The sequence below is a fragment of the Tolypothrix campylonemoides VB511288_2 genome (assembly GCF_045999855.1).
Classification (GTDB): Bacteria; Cyanobacteriota; Cyanobacteriia; order Cyanobacteriales; family Nostocaceae; genus Scytonema; species Scytonema bouteillei_A.
On sequence record NZ_JBFPMW010000001.1, the window covers coordinates 381,691 to 400,875 of the forward strand.

Here is a 19,185-nt window from a genome sequence, read left to right on the forward strand (position 1 = left end):
AACTCGGTCAAAAACTTTTTCTGCTTTCTGCTTTGTGTCTACTTTCTTGTACTAGTGGAAATTGCCAAATTCTAACAGTTTCATCCGCACTAGCACTGACAAGCATTTTGGTTTTGGGACGAAAAACAACAGACCAGACTGCTTTCTCATGTCCTGTGAGGGTATTTGATATCTGTCCGGTTTGGACATTCCACAACCTAATGTTCCGGTCATAGCCACTAGTTGCAAGAGTCTGTCCATCTGTGTTAAAAGCAACTGACAAGATTGCGCTATTATGTCCGGTGAGTGTCTGTTGCAGTGTCTCTGTTTGAGTACTCCACAACTTAATTGTCCGGTCTTGACTCACACTGGCAAACGTTTTTCCATTCGGGCTAAAGGCGATCGCAGACACGTATTTATTATGAGAATTCAAGGTTGTTTTTAACTTCCCCGTTGAAAGTTCCCAGATTGTAATTTTTCCATTTTCCGTACCGCTTATAAGAAGCTGTCCATCAGGGCTGACGGCGATCGCTCTGACAAAATCTTTCTGGTTCAAGATCCGAATGACTTTTCCAGTTTCTACATTCCATAATGCGATCGTTTTATCCCAACTGCCACTGATGACAGTTTTTCCATCCGGGCTAAATGTAACAGATTCAACATCATCTGAATGACCTGAGAGAGTACGAATTATTTTGCCGGTTTTGAGATTCCATAACTTAATCTGGTTATCCCAGCTACCACTAGCGAGGGTAGTACCATCAGAACTAATAGCTAGGGATTTAATGGTATCAGCATGAGCGGCGATGGTAAAAAGTAATTTGCCCGTACCTGCTTGCAAATTCCAAATTTTAATAGTACCGTCATAACTGCCACTGGCTAAGATCTTGCCATCAGGGCTAATTGCAATTGCATAAATCCAAGCTGTATGACCTTTAAGAGTGACGGAAATATTCGTCCTCAGTGTATGTTGAACTGATGAAACAGATATTTTTGATTGCAAAGGAAATTTTGCCCAAGTTAAACCCATAATAGAGACTATACTGGTGATTCCTAACCCTGCTAACACTTTTTTAGAAAACATAGATTGTAAAATCATAATCATAAAAATGATCCTTCTGTATAGCTGCCTTTCTTCGGCAAACGTTGCTTGTAGCTGTAGGAACATGGCATTGAGACTACAGCAGGTCATTCCTATGAGTTCAAAGGTGTCACGTGTCCCCTGTCTTTTGGCGAGTGGTGAAAGATATGTTACAGCTATAAACTGGGCAGTATAAAAGATAGTTCAATCGTTTCCCCAACTCAACTATGGAAGTATGTCTGCCATGAAAAGTGTAATCTCTCCTGTTTGGGTACGCCCCTTGAAGTTACTTGCCAGTACAGTATTGGCCCTAAATGTTTCTGTTGCTGCATCAGGTGAGGTTTTAGCGCAATCAAAATCTCAAGTTATCAAACAGCAAATACAAACGTTACAACAATCCACGCAGCGTTGGATTCAGGTTAAGCTTTCAGAACAAAAGTTAGTTGCTTGGGAAGGAAACAAACCTGTCTACGCAATTGTCGTTTCGACGGGTAAAAAATCCACTCCAACACGCACTGGTGTTTTTAAAATTCAATCCAAGTATAAGTCAACCCGGATGAAGGGTAGCGACTATGATGTTCCCAATGTTCCACACACGATGTACTATAGTGGGGGATATGCCATTCATGGAGCATACTGGCATCGTAGATTCGGAACTCCAGTCAGTCACGGATGCGTCAATTTAGCACCCAATCACGCTAAGTGGTTATTTAAATGGGCGTCTATAGGGACACCAGTAGTCGTGCAGAAGTAGCAGGAAAAAAACCTGCGTAAATCCCAAGTATTGCTTCCAAAAACCCACGCATATCTGGGGAATATGCGACTCACCAATTCTTGCATAGATATTCGCGAAAAGTAGCTAGCCCCTCCATAAGGGGTACTGAATAATTATAATTTCCATAAATTGTTACAGTTTTAAATGTCTCTTATAAAATATGGATTTCTCGGAAAGTTATCAAGTACAAGAGGTTTCCTTCACTAAATCTTAATTTCAATTTGTTTTTTACGTGAAATTACAGAATGGTTAGTGGTTAGTGGTTGGCAATTAACGGTTATTATTATGGTTGAATGAGTTGGATGGTTGGTTAAGTATTGCACATCCAAGGTATAATGAACTACTAACCACCAACCACTTACTAACTCAATTGTGCAACAAGTTGTTTTTCCAAAAGTATTTCATTGCTTAACAAATCTTCAACAGTAATCCGTAAAAAGCGCTGCTCGTCAACTAAAAAAAGAATTTTGATGCGATCGCTCCCCGGATGTCCTGGTGGTGTCAGTTGAGCAATAGTTCTTGCACCGTCTTTATCGTTGAGAGCTTTGACACTGCTTTGGGAGCCATTTAGACGACGAGTAATCAGGCGATCGCCATCAAAATAAACTTCTGTACCACCCGTTTCTGCACCTAATTCACCCATAATCAACTCAATACTGGGCTGATTCTCCACGGAAGCACCTAAAACCAACTCCACAGGCTGCGCCATTGGATACGGTTGTCCAGCCTTAATAATAGGATGCCAGTTATGACGGTTATTACGGCGATCCCAATAGCGAACACCATAACTGTGGTAGAGAAAATCTTTGAGTTCTACACCTTGAGCAAGCTGTAAAGCTCCTTGGGCGATCGCCTCAAAAGGACGTTCGCACCGAATTTTTTCTGGAGCAAAATACTGTTTCACCCATGTTTGAACTACAGGTAACTGTACTGTTCCGCCAACCAATAACACAGCATTGATATCTGAAACTTCTATTCCTTGGCGTCGCGCTTGTTGCAACAAAGAAGTCATAGACTCATCAAGTCGTTCAAAAAAGGAATTTTCTTGAAGAATATTTTCCAAAATCTCGCGATTGAGTTCCAAGTCATAACTCTCAAACGTTTCATCGTTGAAATAAACTTCGCTCGCTTGGGTTTGAGTTGAGAGTTGAATCTTTATCTTTTCCGCCAATCGAGTTGTTAAAGGGCTGATTGGTATTTCTTGAGTTTTAGCAAAGTAATCCAGCAACCAACGGTCGATATCTGTCCCGCCTAAATTTTGTCCGGCTTTTGCCAAGACACGAGCCGTTTTTACCTTTTGCTTTGAATCTTCTGCTAAAGACTTATTACCCCACTTCAGTATAAATCCTAAAGGCTTTTGAGTCGCTTGTACGGTTTTATCCAATTGAACTATTGATAAATCTAAGGTTCCACCGCCAAAGTCAACAACCAAAAGAATGTCTTGGTCTGTCATGCCATAACCTAAAGCAGCAGCGGTAGGTTCATCTAGCATTCGCACTTGCTCTACAGGAAGGGCTTCACAGACTTTTCCCAACCAGTGACGGTATGTTTCAAAGCTATCAACAGGTACAGTTAACATCAAAGAATCTATCCCTCCTTCGAGGGATGACAATTGTTCAAGCACTTGAGAAAGAAACCATTGCCCCACTTGTTCAAAGGTAATGATTTGCCCATCTAATTCCGGTAAGAATCCTTGAATATCTGCACCGATACCGCGCTTGAAACTGCGGAAAAATCGCGGTTCGTTTTTCAGATCCAGACCGCGATCGCGCACCTGTTGCCCTACTAAAACTTGCCCCTTTGAAGCATCTTCAACATACACCAAGCTAGGAATCAAAGGAGGATTGAGACTTTGTTGAATCGATAAACCGGGTAGGGTGATAGTTTCTGGGCTTTGGGTAACGGGGTTCCAACGAGCAATAACCGTGTTACTAGTACCAAAATCGATTGCTATTGCCATAGTTTTTCAATTATGCCATGCCGAGACACAAACTTTGCTAGCTTTTACATAACATTATTCTCCCACAAGCCACCAAGCACGCAAATGGGCTATCGCTTCTTCCTTGCGTTTGGCTTCAACCTCTATCCAAGGAGCTTCACTGTATACACTTGGCATTGCCGTGATGTACTCACTGTGTTTTCTATCGTTGAATGCTTCTTCACCATTAGAAATATGAACTAACTGCCAATTGGGATTAGCCCAAGTTGCTCGTGCAGCGTAAAATATTTCAGCAACACTCGGGTGGTCATATGTTTCTAAATTTTCATGACAAATATGGTGGTGGGCATCAAACACAAGTGGAATACCAGCTTGTTGGCAAACTTCCAATATTTCACTTGAACTGTATGCGTTTTCGTCGTTTTCCAAAGTTAAGCGGTTTTTGATATTTTCTGGCAATTCTGAAATCACCCCTATAAGTCGATCTGCACGTTGAGATTTTCCACCATGAATGTTCATCAGCGACCAAGAAGAACGTGGTAACCCCAGCATATCTAGCGTGCGGGCATGACGAGCTAAAATTTTGATACTGGATGCCACGATTTGCGGTGAATCGGAACTTAAGACTACATATTGATCTGGATGCAACACCATTCTAATGCCGACTCTTTCTGCCCTTTGTCCAATTTTGGCTAAATCTGCACTCATGTTTTGCAAGACAGTTGCACCAACTTCATCTTCTAGATCGCTCATGGGGAATAAGCCGGATGGCATGCGGTAAAGATGAATTGAGTTTCGCACGCAGAAAGTTAATGCAAAATCCAAACGTTGTAGGTTTTCTCGATAAATGACCTTAAGAGCAGTTTCACGCTGATTTTCTGGAAGTTCTAAGTAGCGGGTTCGCGTTATAGTTCGGTAACGAACATCTTTAGAAAATGTTATGCAAACAAGCCCTAAGCGTGGAGAAGCAGTTGCTGCTGCAACGGGGGGAAACCCTGCATCATCCTGCTCGGTTTTTGGCAATTGCCGTGCATTAGACGAGTGATGATCTGCAATCCGCGATTGGGATTTTGATTCCTGCACTGCTGACATAGTTTTATATCGCCATGACTCCACTCTTTCCATCTAACTGACTTCTACCCGTGGTTGCTCAGTATCTAAAGACAGAATTAACGGTAAGCAGCGAGCGTCAATCAGAAAAGAGTAACAAAAATTACACAGATGCAGGAATTTTTGAGATTGTATCGATCTCTACAGAAAACTCAATTCTAGAAAATAAATAATTGTTACATAAATTGTCAAAAAAGCATTAAAAATGCTTTTGCACCGTGTTTGGTAACTTTTAGGAAAAAATACAGGGGCTAATCTTTGTTGTCAAGCATACAATTGAGTAGATGTACCTTTTGATAGTGTTGTCAAGCATATTAAATATTTATTAATATAAGAGTAGCTTAACCATAGGAGTCAGTACCCAGAAAATTTGTAACTTGTGCAAGCACTACACCGAGAAATGCCTACAGGGGAGCACGTTGAATAGTGCGTCTTCTCAACCATCAAATTTTTTACTAAATGGAACAGAAAATTTATGAATAACCAGCAACCATCTAACCCCAATCAATTTGTGGGGAATTTTAAGAATGGGATTTGGCTTTTTGGCATCTCCTCTTGGCTCTTTGGCATTACCGATCGCAGTATTGCATCGTTTTCAGATGGATATCTGTCTGCTTTGGATTTAACGCAACTATTTACGGCTGCAACCTTCTTTGTCGCTTGGCTATGTCTCAAGCCAACTTCTAAAGCATAATTTAAGGTACAATTTTTAATACCTTCATAAATGTAACACCACAAAAATGCCCCGATTGGTCGTTAGGCGGTTTTAGCTTTTATAGTAAGCGAGCGTTGACATTTGACGAAAGTTATTCAATATGATATCTAGTATACTAGATATTAAATTAATATGTAAACTATGCCGATCCAAAAATTTCAACCTAAAGAAGGCGAAGCTTACGATAAAAGCCCCGTTCAATTTAAAGTCAGGAAGGGAGTCAGAGAAAAACTGAAGACTATACCAAATTGGCAAGATATTCTCAGAAAATATGTTGACGATCTGATATCCGATCCACCAAACAATAGTTGATGATGGGAAAATTTGGATAAGGATGGGATTGTGATTTCCTACTCCTGTGTTATTGCTTTAACAATTTCGTCAAAGTGAAAGTCGCTTGTCAGTTCTTGAAGAGTATCGATGAGAGTAGCGTGTTCTGTTGGAATTTTAGCTATCAACTGTAAAACACGTTCATCACTACCGCCAGAGGCTGCTTCATATAACTGTTGTATCCATTGTTCGGGCATCACCGCTAAATCTTGTTTGCTTAAGCTTAAAGTGTTATAGCGTTTCTGTGATGTTTGACCAACAGGGGCACAATCAAAGTAGACGTAGCTGACACCTAAGTGTTTGGCAAGCTTATCAAAAATTTCTTCCTCCTGAAATGGCTTGCGGATAAAATCATCGCAGCCAGCAGATAGGGTTAGCGATCGGTCATCGTTGAATGCATTTGCTGTGAGAGCAATAATCACGGTGGCTTGTCCTAAAGGGGTGGCTTTGATACGTTGTGTGGCTTCATAACCATTCACGATGGGCATTCGCATATCCATAAAAATCAGGTGAGGTTTCCAACTTTCCCAGATTTCTATACCTTGTTGACCGTTTTCTGCTTCCCTTACCTCAAAGCCCAGAGGTTTGAGGAGCGATTTTAGGAGTTGACGATGTTCCCAAGTGTCATCCACAATGAGCAATCTATAAACTGGGTGATTGGGAGTAAGGCTCTTTACCCGTTTTTGGAATAATTCATTTTGTACCTGTGTTATTTGCGGTACTTCAACCTGAATATTAAAAGCAAATACGCTCCCGTCACCTACAACACTCCTAACGGTCATCTCACCACCCATAAGATTGACGAAAAAGCGACTGATAGGTAGTCCCAATCCCGTACCTTCTGCTGTTTTTTTACCAATAGATGTCTGTTCAAAAGCTTCAAACAGTAAATTCATTTCTGTAGGATCGATACCGGGACCTGTATCTATCACTTCAAAAAGAAGGGATTGATAAGATGGTTCTGGAGGGTTTCCTTCTTTAGGGAACTGAGTTCGCGTAGCGTCTTTGTTCGCGGAGCGTGTGCCTTGCACATAGGAGATACCCGAAGGGCGATTGGGGATTGACTGGGTCATTTGTTCCCTATTGCCCCTTGTCCCCAGTTGCCAGTCGCCTGTCCCCAACCTGACGCGTAACGTCACACTACCACTTTCTGTAAACTTGATGGCATTACTGAGCAAGTTCAGTAAAATTTGGCGCAATTTGCTTTCATCTGTACTGATATACTGCGGTACTGAGGATGCACAATCAAAAGTTAATGTTAGTTGCTTGGATACAGCTTTAAGATGCAGCATTTCTTCCAAGGTATCTATAAGGCGATAGAGATCGAAAGTAGCAATACTCAGCTTCACCCTCCCTGCTTCAATCTTCGACATCTCCAACACATCGTTGATTAATTCCAGCAAGTGCTGACCGCTACGATTAATAATATTGATATACTCCTTGTACTGTGGAGAAAAAGAGGTATCTCGATGCATAATTTGGGTAAAACCCAATATACTGTTAAGAGGGGTGCGTAGCTCGTGACTCATAGAAGCCAAAAACCGACTTTTGGCACGATTGGCAGCCTCAGCAGTTTCTTTTGCCTTATGTAACTCCGCTTCTACCCGTTGACGTTCCGCTATTTCATTTTTGACTTCTTCAAATTGAGCAGAACTGGGAATTACTAACGCTTGTGGCACTAATCTGACTAGCATTACAGCTGTATACAGGGAAACCAAGGCAGTAATTGCTTTAGTGAAGCCAGATAACCAGTAGTTGGGATGCCAAAGTGTCCAAATTTCCAAGATATGGGTTGTGCCACATAAAACAATAAAAGCTCCAAATAAGAGGAAAATCCAGTTATAAGGAATGTCGCGCCTCTTTTCAACAATGTAAGTTAACGTGACAGGAATAGAGTAATAAGCTATTGCCGTAAGACCATCTGAAATAATATGCAATCCCACTAACTCTGGTTGCCAAAGATAGCAGTGTCCGTGGGGAATAAACATTGACGCGAATACCATAAAAATAATTTTGCAACAACTGTTGTCAGTAATCTTAATAAATTATTAATATACTCACATAAGAATAGTAAATACTTCATCCAAATTTTAGCTAAAACCAAGCATAAGCCCCACACCTGACCGCGAAGTCGCAGTGTGGGAACTGCTAAGTTCAGTGCTATGGGAGGGTTTCCCGACTTGTGGTAACTGGCGAGAAGGGCAAACCCAGAGGGGATTTATCAAAGAGACGCGGGGCGTAGAGACACACCTGAAGCGGAGAGTCGCTACGTCCCGCGTCTGAGGCGACAGCCTCAAAGGGTTTAAAACACGCTACGTTTGCGGAAGAATAAATCTCCCGCAAAGTGGCTCCCCAATTTCTATAAGTTGCCTCATTTTAGTTGGGGTTCAATCCCCATATGTAATATCAGAGCGCTACTAGCGTCCCACAGTCTCTGCGTCTCTTCCTGGAATTGTGCAGCTACGACCTTCAGTCATTAGGTCTTTAAAAAGGTTATCAAAGCTGACTTAGTATGTACGTGGAAAAACGATAAATAGACCCAAGTAAAATGTGGAGAAACTCAAAAAATTATATTTTCTCAATAATATTACAGTAGCTTATATTGTTACACTTTGGCAGTGATTAAATTTAAGTTGAGGTAAGATGAGGCACGAAAAACTATCTCCGGGCCTGTTGATAGCATTTGAAGATTATCAACGAGAAGGACAAGAAGCGTTAACTCCACAAATACGAACGCTGAGTATAGTTCCCCCTAGAAATACCCTCAAACCTACCCGCAGCGTCGTTTTTCTTTATTGTGACGAACAAGCAGATCTCAGTTCGTTGTTAGACTACGGCATTGAAGTCAACCAAAATAGAGGAAGTGTTCGCACCGCTTTTTTACCCATAGACAGTTTAGACGCGCTATCTGAAGATCCTGCCATCCAACGCATTAAGCCCTCGCGCAAACTTAAACTGCGGATGGATATTGCAAAGAGCGCTGTACGGGTACCGGAGTTTATCAAGAAAAATAGCAATCTCAGCGGTCAGGGAGTGATTATCGGTGTGATAGACACTGGTATCGATCCAAAACACCCTGCTTTTGAAGGACGTATCTTAAGGATTTGGGATCAGGTGTTGTCCGGACCTGGAGTTGCTGAAGGTAAATATGGGGCGGAGTTAACGGGTTCGCTGCTGACCGTTTCTCAAGATACAAACGGTCATGGAACTCATGTTACTGGTATCGCAGCTGGTCATGATGTTACCTATGGAGGGATAGCACCACAGGCAGAATTGGTGATTGTGAAAAGCGATTTAGATGAAGGTCACATTGCTGATGGAATTCGATATATTTTCCGAGTAGCCCGAGAAATGGGACGTCCTGCAGTTATTAATTTAAGTTTGGGTGGGCATTATGATGCTCACGATGGCACTGACTCATTATCAAAAATTATTGATGCTGAAACTGGTCCCGGTCGAATCATTTGTTGTGCGGCGGGTAATGAGGGGAACGACAACATTCACGGTCAGGCGATCGTACCTGCGGGTAAACAACATACCATGCGTTTTAATGTTCCATTAAACCAGACGAGTATCGCGTTATTAAATGGCTGGTACTCCAGTAAGGGTCAGTTAGAGGTTTCCGTCCGCAGCCCCAATGGTTTTGTGACTCCTTTCCAACACATCATTACCGAAGGCAATTACACTCAAGAACACACTCTTAAAGATGCACGAGTACAAATAGCGACACCAGGGCCAGATCCTTTTAATGGTGACTATAATGTAGTCGTACAAATTCGGGGTTCCGGTAAGGGCAATTTTAGCCAACCCGTACCGGGAGGTAATTGGCAGTTACGGTTTAACAACACTTCCTCCCACGATATACGAGTTGACTTTTGGACTTTGGATGGCTCCGTGTTATTTACTGGCAACAGCGTTGTAGATTCTGTAAAAATTGGCTCTCCCGGTTGCGCGACCAGTGCAATTACAGTAGCTTCCTATACAACTAAAGCGAATTATACTGATATTGATAACCAATTACAAGAAATGGGCTTTCAGTTGAATGACATTTCCGATTTTAGCAGTGAGGGACCGCTAAGGAATGATGCCCAAAAGCCTGATGTTGCTGCACCAGGAGCAATGATTGTTTCTGCCCTGTCTTCTAGCGCTAACTGCGATCGCACTAGCATAATTAACAGCAAGTTTGTAGCAATGATGGGTACAAGCATGGCAGCACCCTTTGTCACTGGGCTGATAGCACTGCTTTTACAACGCGACCCCCACCTAGATACAACTGCCATTAAAGATATACTGCGAAAAAATAGCTCAATTCCAGGAAAACCCCCAGGAAGTTTTGATAACAAATGGGGCTTTGGATTGGTTAACACAGAAAATCTTTAGCACGATCGGGCAGAAACTAAGTAGTTCGCTTTTTGTACGACGAATGGTAGTAACAAGTACTATCAAAGTTTGATAGCGTGGACTTAGCACAGTTTTAGTTAAAAAGTTATGTTCGTCGGATTTCCGACTTTTCTAAGAAGTTGGAAATCTTACAGTCCTCCTTTGGCAAACTTTGAGGTCGTTATGGATTATCAAAAGTTAGATACCGCCCTGACAATGAGGCTAAACGAAGTTGAAGACCCGCAACAACAAAGTTTAAAGGTCTTCATTCACACAAATGCAGCCGCAGATACTGCTGATGCATCTGATATGTTAAAAAACTTGGGCGTAGCCGATGTGACTCCAGGAAAAGACGTGTTCACAGCGGATTTATCCCCAAATGCTATTTCTGACTTGTCGGAACAGCCCTGGGTGCAGTACATAAAGCTGTCTCAGAACCTAAATTTATTAAATCAAAAAACTTCACGTGGCATCAGGTTAGCTTAGCCCCTGATACCCAACCTTTAACCTCTTACAAAAGAGATAGTTCAGAATTCTGTCAGAAGCAATACAACAATCTACCTTCACCCCCTTATCAGCAGCCACAGACAGTCCTAAACTGAAGAAGTGAGTTGAAAGGCAGTCGTCGGGAGAACTTAGCGTGAAAAGTGTTTTAGCTATCATTCTTGGAGGGGGTGCAGGTACCCGCCTTTATCCTCTGACTAAGTTACGTGCAAAACCAGCTGTACCTGTGGCGGGGAAATATCGTCTCATCGATATCCCTGTCAGTAATTGTATAAACTCCGAGATATTTAAAATTTACGTTCTGACACAATTCAACTCAGCTTCATTGAACCGTCATATTGCCCGTACTTACAACTTTGCTGGCTTTACTGAAGGTTTTGTGGAAGTTCTAGCGGCGCAGCAAACACCAGAAAACCTTAGCTGGTTCCAAGGTACGGCTGATGCTGTTCGGCAATACCTGTGGTTGATGGAAGAATGGGACGCAGAAGACTATCTCATCCTCTCTGGAGATCATTTGTACCGGATGGATTACCGTCAATTTGTTCAGCGTCACAGAGATACAGGGGCTGATATCACTTTGTCGGTGCTACCCATTGATGACCGTCGCGCTTCTGATTTTGGTTTGGTTAAAATTGACGGGTCTGGCAGGATCGTTAGCTTTAGCGAGAAACCTAAAGGCGAGGCGAAAACAGAAATGCGTGTGGATACAACTGTGTTGGGCTTGACTCCAGAACAAGCTCGCGAGCAGCCATACATTGCTTCAATGGGCATTTACGTTTTTAAAAGAGATGTTTTGATTAAATTGTTGAAAGAAGCCTCAGAAAGGACAGATTTTGGAAAAGAAATTATTCCTGCAGCAGCATCCAACCATAACATTCAAGCTTATTTATTTGAGGGTTACTGGGAAGATATTGGAACGATTGAAGCGTTCTACGAAGCAAATTTAGCATTGACTCAGCAACCCATGCCACCCTTTAGTTTCTATGACGAACACGCACCAATTTATACACGTGCTCGTTACTTACCACCCACAAAGATGTTGGACTGCCAAGTGGTAGAGTCCATGCTCAGTGAAGGATGTATTCTGAAAAACTGCCGAATTGAACATTCAGTTTTGGGCGTGCGATCGCGTGTTGAAGCAGGGTGTGTTATTCAAGACACTTTGATTATGGGAGCCGATTATTATCAACCTTTTGCCGAACGTCAATCAGATTGCGATCGCAATCCCGTTCCTCTAGGAATAGGCACTAACACAACAATTCGTCGTGCCATTATTGATAAAAATGCTCGCATTGGTTGCGATGTACATATTGTCAACAAAGATAATGTCCAAGAAGCTGAGAAAGAAAGTCAAGGCTTTTACATTCGTAGTGGCATTATTGTAGTGCTGAAAAATGCTGTTATTCCCGATGGAACAGTGATTTAGTTGTTGGTTGTTAGTTGTTAGTTGTTAGTAGAATAATCAACTACTGACTACTAACCACTAACTAATGACTAAACTACTGTTACTTATAGGTCTTCCTGGCAGTGGTAAATCAACTTTTGCAAGGTACTTGCTAGTAGATTGCCCCCAGATGCAAATCATTTCTACCGATACCATCCGGGGGCAATTATTTGGCGGCGAAGCCGTTCAAGGACCTTGGCTGGTTCTCTGGCATGAAGTTTTGCGGCAATTTCGGGAAACAGTCTTAAGCGATAATATAACAATCTATGATGCGACTAATGCTCAGCGACGCCATCGACGAGAAGTTATCGCTTCAGCCCGTGAAATAGGGTTTACTCACATCACTGGGATTTGGGTAGATACCCCGGTTTGGTTGTGTCTGGCGCGGAACAAAAAACGTCAGCGTCAAGTTCCCGAAGAAGTCATATTTCGCATGCACCGTCAACTCCGCGATGCACCTCCAAGTTTGGAGGAAGGACTCAACGAGCTACTAAGATTTTCTGTTTAAATCTCTTGAGTACGGGAATTGCACTTGTGGTAAGAGCAAAAACCGCACTTGATTTTCTTTAATCTTTGTTAATTTATAGTCAGAATCTATTAAATGCCGGAGATAAGCGATCGCGCTTCTGATGGCAGAAAATGTATAAGAAAATTTAATGGGAATTTCTACAGGAGGCTGGTAAATGGCTTCAACCGATTTCAAAGACTACTATGCAACATTGGGAGTTAGTAAAACTGCCACTCAAGAAGAAATTAAGCAAGCTTTTCGCAAACTAGCTCGCAAATACCATCCTGATGTAAATCCCGGCAACAAGCAAGCTGAGTCACGTTTTAAGGAAATCAACGAAGCTTACGAAGTTTTGTCAGATTCAGACAAACGCAAAAAGTATGACCAATTTGGTCAGTACTGGAAACAAGCATCTGAAGGGTTTCCGTCTGGTGGTGTCGGTGTTGACATGGGCGGTTTTGACTTCAGCCAGTATGGCAGCTTTGATGAATTTATCAGTGAATTGTTAGGACGCTTTGGTGGAAGTGCTGGTCCTCGTGCTGGGAGACAAGCTTACAGCTACAGTACATCTACAAGCAGACCTGGCGGTTTTGGTAACTTTAGCGATTTTGGAACTCAAGATGTTGGTTCTGCCAATGCTACCCAAGATAGTGAGGCGGTAATTACCCTGAATTTCTCTGAAGCATTTCATGGCGTGCAAAAACATCTCAATCTTGGCAATGAGGTTATTGATGTTCGCATCCCAGCAGGAGCCAAGACTGGGAGCCGTTTGCGTGTAAGAGGTAAGGGACCAGTCAACCCTTTCACACAGCAACGAGGTGATTTATATCTGAAGGTAGAACTTCAACCCCATTCTTTGTTTCAGTTTGAAGGTGATAATTTGGTGTGTGAAGTACCCATTACACCAGATGAAGCTGTTTTGGGAGCATCTGTTGAAGTCCCAACACCTGATGGCATGGTTACTGTTAAAATTCCTGTAGGGGTGAGATCTGGTCAATCTTTGCGCTTGCGTGGTAAAGGATGGCCTCAACCTAGGGGTGGACGGGGTGACCAGTTAATTAAAGTAGCGATCGTACCTCCTAAAGATATGACTCCTCAGGAACAGGAGTGTTATGAAAAAATCCGCTCTATGCGGACTTTCAACCCCCGTGCCAATTTTCAGCACATTCGGCTGTAATAGGTTTTAAATTTTCATCGCACCTGGCGTCCCCCGACCTTTAGGTACGGGGCTTTCAGTTTCTTCCGGTGTAATTAAGTTCTAGTTACTGCCCTTTGAACCTAGCTTTGAATGCTTCTATGGCTTCTGGGCTTGCTTGAGTCGTTTGCCAAGATGGACGTTGCATTAAACGTTCAGCCCAAGAACTGAGTTTTGGATAGTAAATTAAGGGAAAACCAAGACTGGGAAATAAAGGCACTACTGTTCCAGCAACTATATCAGCTAAAGTAAATTGTCTGTTAACTAAGTATAAATCATTACCTAGAATATCTTCTAAAAATCTAAATACGGTAGCTGCTTTCTGCTTAGCTTGTTCGAGCTTTTCTGGAGAGTTGCTACCAGGAAAACCCATAACTCTGTTAATTAACGGAGTCATGGCAGGTAATAACTCGTTGACAGTTACCATTTCTACCATCCTCATTGTGGCTATGGCTCGTGCATCTGTAGGGATGAAAGTTGGTTTGGGATATTTTGCTTCCAGATAATCTAAAATTGCTAGGGATTCCACTATAGTGAAGTCATCATCTTCTAAAACTGGAATGTGGTGAAAGGGGTTCTTTGCTAAAAATTCCGGTTGCAATTGATCCCCGTCTAGTTTGATTTCTACTAGTTCAAATTCAAGCTCTTTCTCCAGTAATGCTATCCAGACTCGGCGAGAGTTAAATGATATGGGGTTGTGATAAAGCTTGAGCATAGAATAATTTTTTAGCTTTAGATCGAAGGTGAACTTGGATGCATGCAATCACATTCTTGCACACTGCTCCAGCAATCTCTCCACGCTAGCATTATGGTCGAGAAATGAAAATAGATGCTTGTAGCGGAGTTTTCCTTCTTTATCTAATACAAATTGTGCGGGTAATGGTGCTCCTAAAGCTTGCCCAACTCCGTAGGTCTGAAATACACGACAACTGGGGTCACTCAGCAATGGCATTTTTAACCCTAAATCTTTGACGACTATCTTACTTTGCTGCCGATCTGTACTGGTAATAAGCAAAAGTTCTATGCCTCGATTTTGAAATTCTTCATAGTTCTCATTTAAGGCTTTGATGTGGGGAAAGCAAAAGGGACAATAATGTTTTTCTGTAAAAATTCGTGTAAACGCAAGTATTACTGGTTGCTTAGTTCGGTAATTTGATATTCTTACCTCAGCCCCATTCTTAATATCTGGAAGTTGAAAATCAGGCACAAATTGACCCACAACTAAAGTGTTGGTTGCGGGTATGGGTAGAAAGTTCCGAAAAAAGCGCTCGTTTAATAATCCGTTTAGATTCATTGAGTTTATCATGATAGTATCCTTAATGATTATCAATATGATTCTAAATCGGTTTATGTAAAAAATTTATTTGAATTGAGACAGACAAAAAGTGCATTAACCTTATGTAAAGACGCACCATGGCGCGTCTTTACATTTATGAGATATGTAGAGACGCTCTTTGAGAAGCGTCTTGACATTTTTGTTAGACAGCAGAGAAGTATACTTTGGACTTCACAGGGTCGGGAACCATTGTCTTGTCGCCCGGTTGCCAACCTGCAGGGCAAACTTCATCGGGATGAGATTGGACGTATTGAATAGCTTGCAGTGTCCGCAAAGTTTCATCAACGTTACGACCAAAAGCTAGGTTATTGATGGTCGCGTGCTGAATGACACCATCTTTATCAATGATGAACAAACCGCGTAAAGCAACGCCAGCTGCTGGATCGAGAACGTTATAAGCAGCACTAATCTCTTTCTTAATGTCAGAAACCAAGGGGTAATTTAAGTCTCCAACCCCACCAGACTTGCGATCGGTTTGAATCCATGCGAGGTGAGAAAACTCGCTATCAACAGAAACACCAAGGATCTCAGTGTTAATTTTTTTGAATTCCTCGTAGCGATCGCTAAAAGCTGTAATTTCTGTGGGACAAACAAAGGTAAAGTCTAGGGGGTAGAAAAACAGTACGACGTACTTACCGCGATAGTCAGAAAGTTTGATTGTCTTAAATTCCTGATCTGCTACAGCAGTTGCTGTGAAGTCGGGAGCTTGTTGACCTACACGGAGGCATCCTTCTGATGGGTAACTAAGAGGCATTTACAAATATCTCCTTAAAATTACATCCGAAAGAGTGAAGGATAAAGTATGAAGTATGAAGGATAAAGTGTTAACTTGACCCTCTACCCTTTATCCTTTATATCTTGTGACTTTATTAAAAGTCATGCTACTCAATAGCCAAAAATTAGGATAATTTACAGTAATTTGAGGGAAATCGGACATTAGCCCCACCCCAAACTACAAGTGTCACTGGCTCATTTGAGCACTCCCAAAGGGGGGCATTATTTGCCTCAACACTGCTTAAAAGCTTGTCAATGGGTTATGGGATTGCGCTATCGTGAAGTAGCCATATTCCTTAACCGACGCTTGAGGCTGGCTAACCTCCCCCGCGTCATGACTCGCAAGCAGACGAAACCCGGAGCAGGTAACGTAAAATCAACAATTTCACGTTGAGTCATGGTGGAGTCAGTCAGTCAATGACTTCGACTTTCCCTGGATTGCTCCAGTTCACTTACTCCTCCCTAACAGTTTGATTGCATTCTGTTACGACTATATCATAGTCATAACGATTTTGAGTAGCAAATGATTGATTTAGATACAAGAGAATGGTTGTTAACCAATGGCTTAGGAAGTTTTGCCAGCGGAACCGTGTCGGATATCCGCACTCGGACATATCACGGCTGGCTGTTCGCCGCCACCAGTCCACCCTCAGGGCGTACCCTCCTACTGTCGCATCTAGAAGCTAGCCTTGAACTTCCAAACCAAGTTATAGCACTAGGAACAAATTTTTGGGGTAGCGGTCAAATTGAGCCAAAAGGTTACCAACTCCTGCGCTGCTTTGAGATTAACCCAGTGCCAAAATGGATTTGGGGAGGAGACGACTGGCAAATAACAAGGCTTTTGGTTATGCCTTGTGGGTTTCCTAGAGGGGGAAAGGGGGAGATGAGGCGAGGGGAGGAAATTGCCCACTCCCATTTAAGTCATCGAGTTTTGATTCAGTACCGTTATGAGGGGACAGATACTGCTACCTTGAGACTGCGATTGCTTGTGAGCGATCGCGATTTTCACCACCAGCAAAAAGCCATTCCAGAATTACAGTTTTCTCAAATGTTAGGGCAACAGCAAGTTTGCTTGCAAGCGATTATTTCTAGAAGTTTTGGCACACCTTGGCAGTTGCGTTGGACACGCGGAGAGTATCAGGCTGATGCAGTTTGGTATTGGGATTACGGTTTACCCGAGGAGACACTGAGAGGATTGGGCGATCGAGAAGATCTCTTTAGTCCCGGTTACTTGAGCGTATGTCTCGAACCCGGTGATGCTGTCACATTAGAAGCACGAGTGGGTTTTCCAAACGAATTGCAAGGCACGCTCACTTCAGATACTTTTGTAGAAGCTGTAGAAGCAGAACAAGAGCGGCTGTCTCAGATTTTTGGATGGGAGGGAGAGGGGGGAGACAATCATACCTTGTCCCCCATATGGAAACAACTCCTGCAAGCTGGCGATCGATTTATCGTTTATCGAGCCTCAATTGATGGACCTACTGTCATTGCTGGATATCACTGGTTCAATGACTGGGGACGCGATACCTTAATTGCTTTACCCGGTTTGGCACTTGTTCCACAGCGATATAATTTAGCAAAAGGACTTTTGCAAACCTTTGGGCGTTACTGTCACGCTGGTTTGATTCCCAATGCGTTTCCCGATATCGGTGGGGAGCCATTTTATAACAGTATTGATGCAGCGTTATGGTGGATTGAAACGTTGGGGCTTTATTTAGAAGCCACTCAAGACTGGCAATTTTTAGCAGAGCAGTATCCTATAGTACAACAGATCTATAAAGCTTTTATTGGAGGAACTCGCTACAACATACAAATTGATTCTACAGATTGGCTGGTAGGGTGGTACGCACGTCATGTAGCTCTGACCTGGATGGATGCTGTGATTGCAGGAGAACCTGTAACTCCCCGTCGTGGTAAACCGATTGAAATCAATGCCTTGTGGTACTCAGCATTATGTTGGGCAAGTCGGTGGGCAGAAATCTTGAGCGAGCATGGGACGCCTGGAGATTCACCCCGTTTTGCAAAACAAGCATTGCGTTACGCACAACAAGCACAGCAGGTCAAAGCTTCGCTCCAAAAATATTGGAATTCTCGCTTGGGTTACTTGTATGACACCATTGAGCCAGACGATCGCCGCAATTGTCAAATTCGCCCAAACTCCGTCATAGCGCTATCCCTTGCCCATTGCGCGTTTTCGCAACAGCAGGGACGCCAAATTCTTGACGTAGCCCGTTCGCAATTGCTCACACCCTATGGGCTCCGTACTCTTGCTCCTACCGACCCCGAGTACGTAGGTCTATACCAAGGTAATCCCCAACAGCGCGATCGCGCATATCACCAAGGTACTGTCTGGAGCTGGCTCATCGGTCCTTTTATTCGTGCTTGGGAGCGTTTTTATCCTCAAGAACCATTACCCTTTGATTGGCAACCTTTACTCAATCACCTTCTACATGAGGGGTGCATCGGATCTATCTCTGAAATTTTTGATGGTGATGAACCACACAAACCCAGAGGTGCGATCGCTCAAGCTTGGTCTGTTGCCGAGATCCTCAGACATATTGAATTATGAATTATGAATTATGAATTATGAATTATCCAAATCCGCATACTCTAATCTGAGTTCTTCGATACTAATTTACCATTTACCGTGCATAATTTTTAGACACGAATTCACCTTCCGTTTCATAATTCATAATTTATCTTTCATAATTCTTAAGTGGCTCAGGTCGGATTTGAACCAACGACCCCAGGCTTATGAGTCCCGTGCTCTAACCAACTGAGCTACTGAGCCTTAACATTCCTTACGCTTTCTCAATATAACATATAGATTTTTTCTTGACTACCCACGCGGGCAATTAATTTTTGCGCTAATAGTTAATGGCTAATGGTGAGTCCAGCCCTGATAGCGCAGCGTGGCATTTTCGTGCCATAGGCGGGTTTCCCGCGACCACCGGGACTGGTGAACCCGTATAGCCCTGGCGGGCATAGCTTCGCAACGCGAAGCGTGTGCCTTGCACATAGCGTCTGTGCTCCTGAGATAGGGCTAATGGTATTAGGAACTTATAACTATTAGCTATTAGCTATTAGCCATTAGCAAAAAAGCGTAATAGAGGGA

17 protein-coding genes and 1 tRNA gene are annotated in these 19,185 nt (G+C 42.7%); 10 read left to right on the plus strand and 8 right to left on the minus strand.

Annotated features, from left to right (window positions below; translation table 11 throughout):
• Positions 1 to 7 precede the first annotated feature (7 nt).
• Positions 8 to 1,084, minus strand: coding sequence for a WD40 repeat domain-containing protein (locus tag AB0756_RS01650; RefSeq protein ID WP_050045566.1), 1,077 nt, complete (start codon positions 1,082 to 1,084; stop codon positions 8 to 10).
• Between the two features lie 220 nt (positions 1,085 to 1,304).
• On the opposite strand from AB0756_RS01650, the gene AB0756_RS01655 reads away from it, so the two are divergent.
• Complete coding sequence (locus AB0756_RS01655; RefSeq protein WP_038077853.1) at positions 1,305 to 1,814, plus strand: L,D-transpeptidase; 510 nt, start codon at positions 1,305 to 1,307, stop codon at positions 1,812 to 1,814.
• A 382-nt stretch (positions 1,815 to 2,196) separates the two neighbouring features.
• Here the strand turns inward: AB0756_RS01655 and AB0756_RS01660 are convergent, their stop codons facing one another.
• Both AB0756_RS01660 and uvsE read right to left on the minus strand, forming a co-directional pair.
• Positions 2,197 to 3,795, minus strand: a complete 1,599-nt coding sequence (locus AB0756_RS01660; protein WP_038077829.1) for an Hsp70 family protein — start codon at positions 3,793 to 3,795, stop codon at positions 2,197 to 2,199.
• Positions 3,796 to 3,849: 54 nt separating this feature from the next.
• A complete protein-coding gene (gene uvsE, locus AB0756_RS01665) occupies positions 3,850 to 4,866 on the minus strand; it encodes a UV DNA damage repair endonuclease UvsE (RefSeq protein WP_038077827.1) in 1,017 nt (338 codons plus the stop codon).
• A gap of 493 nt (positions 4,867 to 5,359) precedes the next feature.
• Between uvsE and AB0756_RS01670 the strand changes: the two genes are divergently transcribed.
• Both AB0756_RS01670 and AB0756_RS01675 read left to right on the plus strand, forming a co-directional pair.
• Positions 5,360 to 5,578 carry a hypothetical protein gene (locus AB0756_RS01670; protein WP_038077825.1) on the plus strand — a complete coding sequence of 73 codons (219 nt, stop codon included), beginning with the start codon at positions 5,360 to 5,362 and terminating at the stop codon, positions 5,576 to 5,578.
• 162 nt (positions 5,579 to 5,740) lie between these two features.
• Positions 5,741 to 5,911, plus strand: a complete 171-nt coding sequence (locus AB0756_RS01675) for a hypothetical protein (RefSeq protein WP_167844829.1) — start codon at positions 5,741 to 5,743, stop codon at positions 5,909 to 5,911.
• Positions 5,912 to 5,949: 38 nt separating this feature from the next.
• Here AB0756_RS01675 and AB0756_RS01680 read toward each other — a convergent pair whose 3' ends face one another.
• Positions 5,950 to 7,932, minus strand: coding sequence for a response regulator (locus tag AB0756_RS01680; protein ID WP_038077824.1), 1,983 nt, complete (start codon positions 7,930 to 7,932; stop codon positions 5,950 to 5,952).
• A 640-nt stretch (positions 7,933 to 8,572) separates the two neighbouring features.
• Between AB0756_RS01680 and AB0756_RS01685 the strand changes: the two genes are divergently transcribed.
• From AB0756_RS01685 to AB0756_RS01705, 5 genes are all read left to right on the plus strand, one after another.
• On the plus strand, positions 8,573 to 10,309 hold the full coding sequence (locus AB0756_RS01685; RefSeq protein ID WP_038077822.1) for a S8 family peptidase: 1,737 nt from the start codon (positions 8,573 to 8,575) through the stop codon (positions 10,307 to 10,309).
• A gap of 108 nt (positions 10,310 to 10,417) precedes the next feature.
• Positions 10,418 to 10,795 (plus strand): hypothetical protein, encoded by a 378-nt coding sequence (locus AB0756_RS01690; protein ID WP_408019809.1) that lies wholly within the window; start codon positions 10,418 to 10,420, stop codon positions 10,793 to 10,795.
• Positions 10,796 to 10,949: 154 nt separating this feature from the next.
• On the plus strand, positions 10,950 to 12,239 hold the full coding sequence (locus AB0756_RS01695; protein ID WP_038077821.1) for a glucose-1-phosphate adenylyltransferase: 1,290 nt from the start codon (positions 10,950 to 10,952) through the stop codon (positions 12,237 to 12,239).
• A gap of 64 nt (positions 12,240 to 12,303) precedes the next feature.
• Complete coding sequence (locus tag AB0756_RS01700; RefSeq protein ID WP_038077820.1) at positions 12,304 to 12,765, plus strand: AAA family ATPase; 462 nt, start codon at positions 12,304 to 12,306, stop codon at positions 12,763 to 12,765.
• Between the two features lie 175 nt (positions 12,766 to 12,940).
• Complete coding sequence (locus tag AB0756_RS01705; protein WP_038077818.1) at positions 12,941 to 13,942, plus strand: DnaJ C-terminal domain-containing protein; 1,002 nt, start codon at positions 12,941 to 12,943, stop codon at positions 13,940 to 13,942.
• A gap of 85 nt (positions 13,943 to 14,027) precedes the next feature.
• Here AB0756_RS01705 and AB0756_RS01710 read toward each other — a convergent pair whose 3' ends face one another.
• From AB0756_RS01710 to AB0756_RS01720, 3 genes are all read right to left on the minus strand, one after another.
• Complete coding sequence (locus AB0756_RS01710; protein WP_038077817.1) at positions 14,028 to 14,675, minus strand: glutathione S-transferase family protein; 648 nt, start codon at positions 14,673 to 14,675, stop codon at positions 14,028 to 14,030.
• 48 nt (positions 14,676 to 14,723) lie between these two features.
• On the minus strand, positions 14,724 to 15,266 hold the full coding sequence (locus AB0756_RS01715) for a peroxiredoxin family protein (RefSeq protein WP_038077851.1): 543 nt from the start codon (positions 15,264 to 15,266) through the stop codon (positions 14,724 to 14,726).
• Between the two features lie 172 nt (positions 15,267 to 15,438).
• On the minus strand, positions 15,439 to 16,050 hold the full coding sequence (locus AB0756_RS01720; RefSeq protein WP_038077814.1) for a peroxiredoxin: 612 nt from the start codon (positions 16,048 to 16,050) through the stop codon (positions 15,439 to 15,441).
• A gap of 246 nt (positions 16,051 to 16,296) precedes the next feature.
• Here AB0756_RS01720 and AB0756_RS01725 point away from each other — a divergent pair, with 246 nt between their 5' ends.
• Complete coding sequence (locus tag AB0756_RS01725) at positions 16,297 to 16,464, plus strand: hypothetical protein (protein WP_153021577.1); 168 nt, start codon at positions 16,297 to 16,299, stop codon at positions 16,462 to 16,464.
• Positions 16,465 to 16,593: 129 nt separating this feature from the next.
• A complete protein-coding gene (locus tag AB0756_RS01730) occupies positions 16,594 to 18,639 on the plus strand; it encodes an amylo-alpha-1,6-glucosidase (RefSeq protein ID WP_038077813.1) in 2,046 nt (681 codons plus the stop codon).
• Between the two features lie 148 nt (positions 18,640 to 18,787).
• On the opposite strand, the gene AB0756_RS01735 is transcribed toward AB0756_RS01730, so the two are convergent.
• Positions 18,788 to 18,861, minus strand: a tRNA-Met gene (locus AB0756_RS01735).
• Between the last annotated feature and the right edge of the window lie 324 nt (positions 18,862 to 19,185).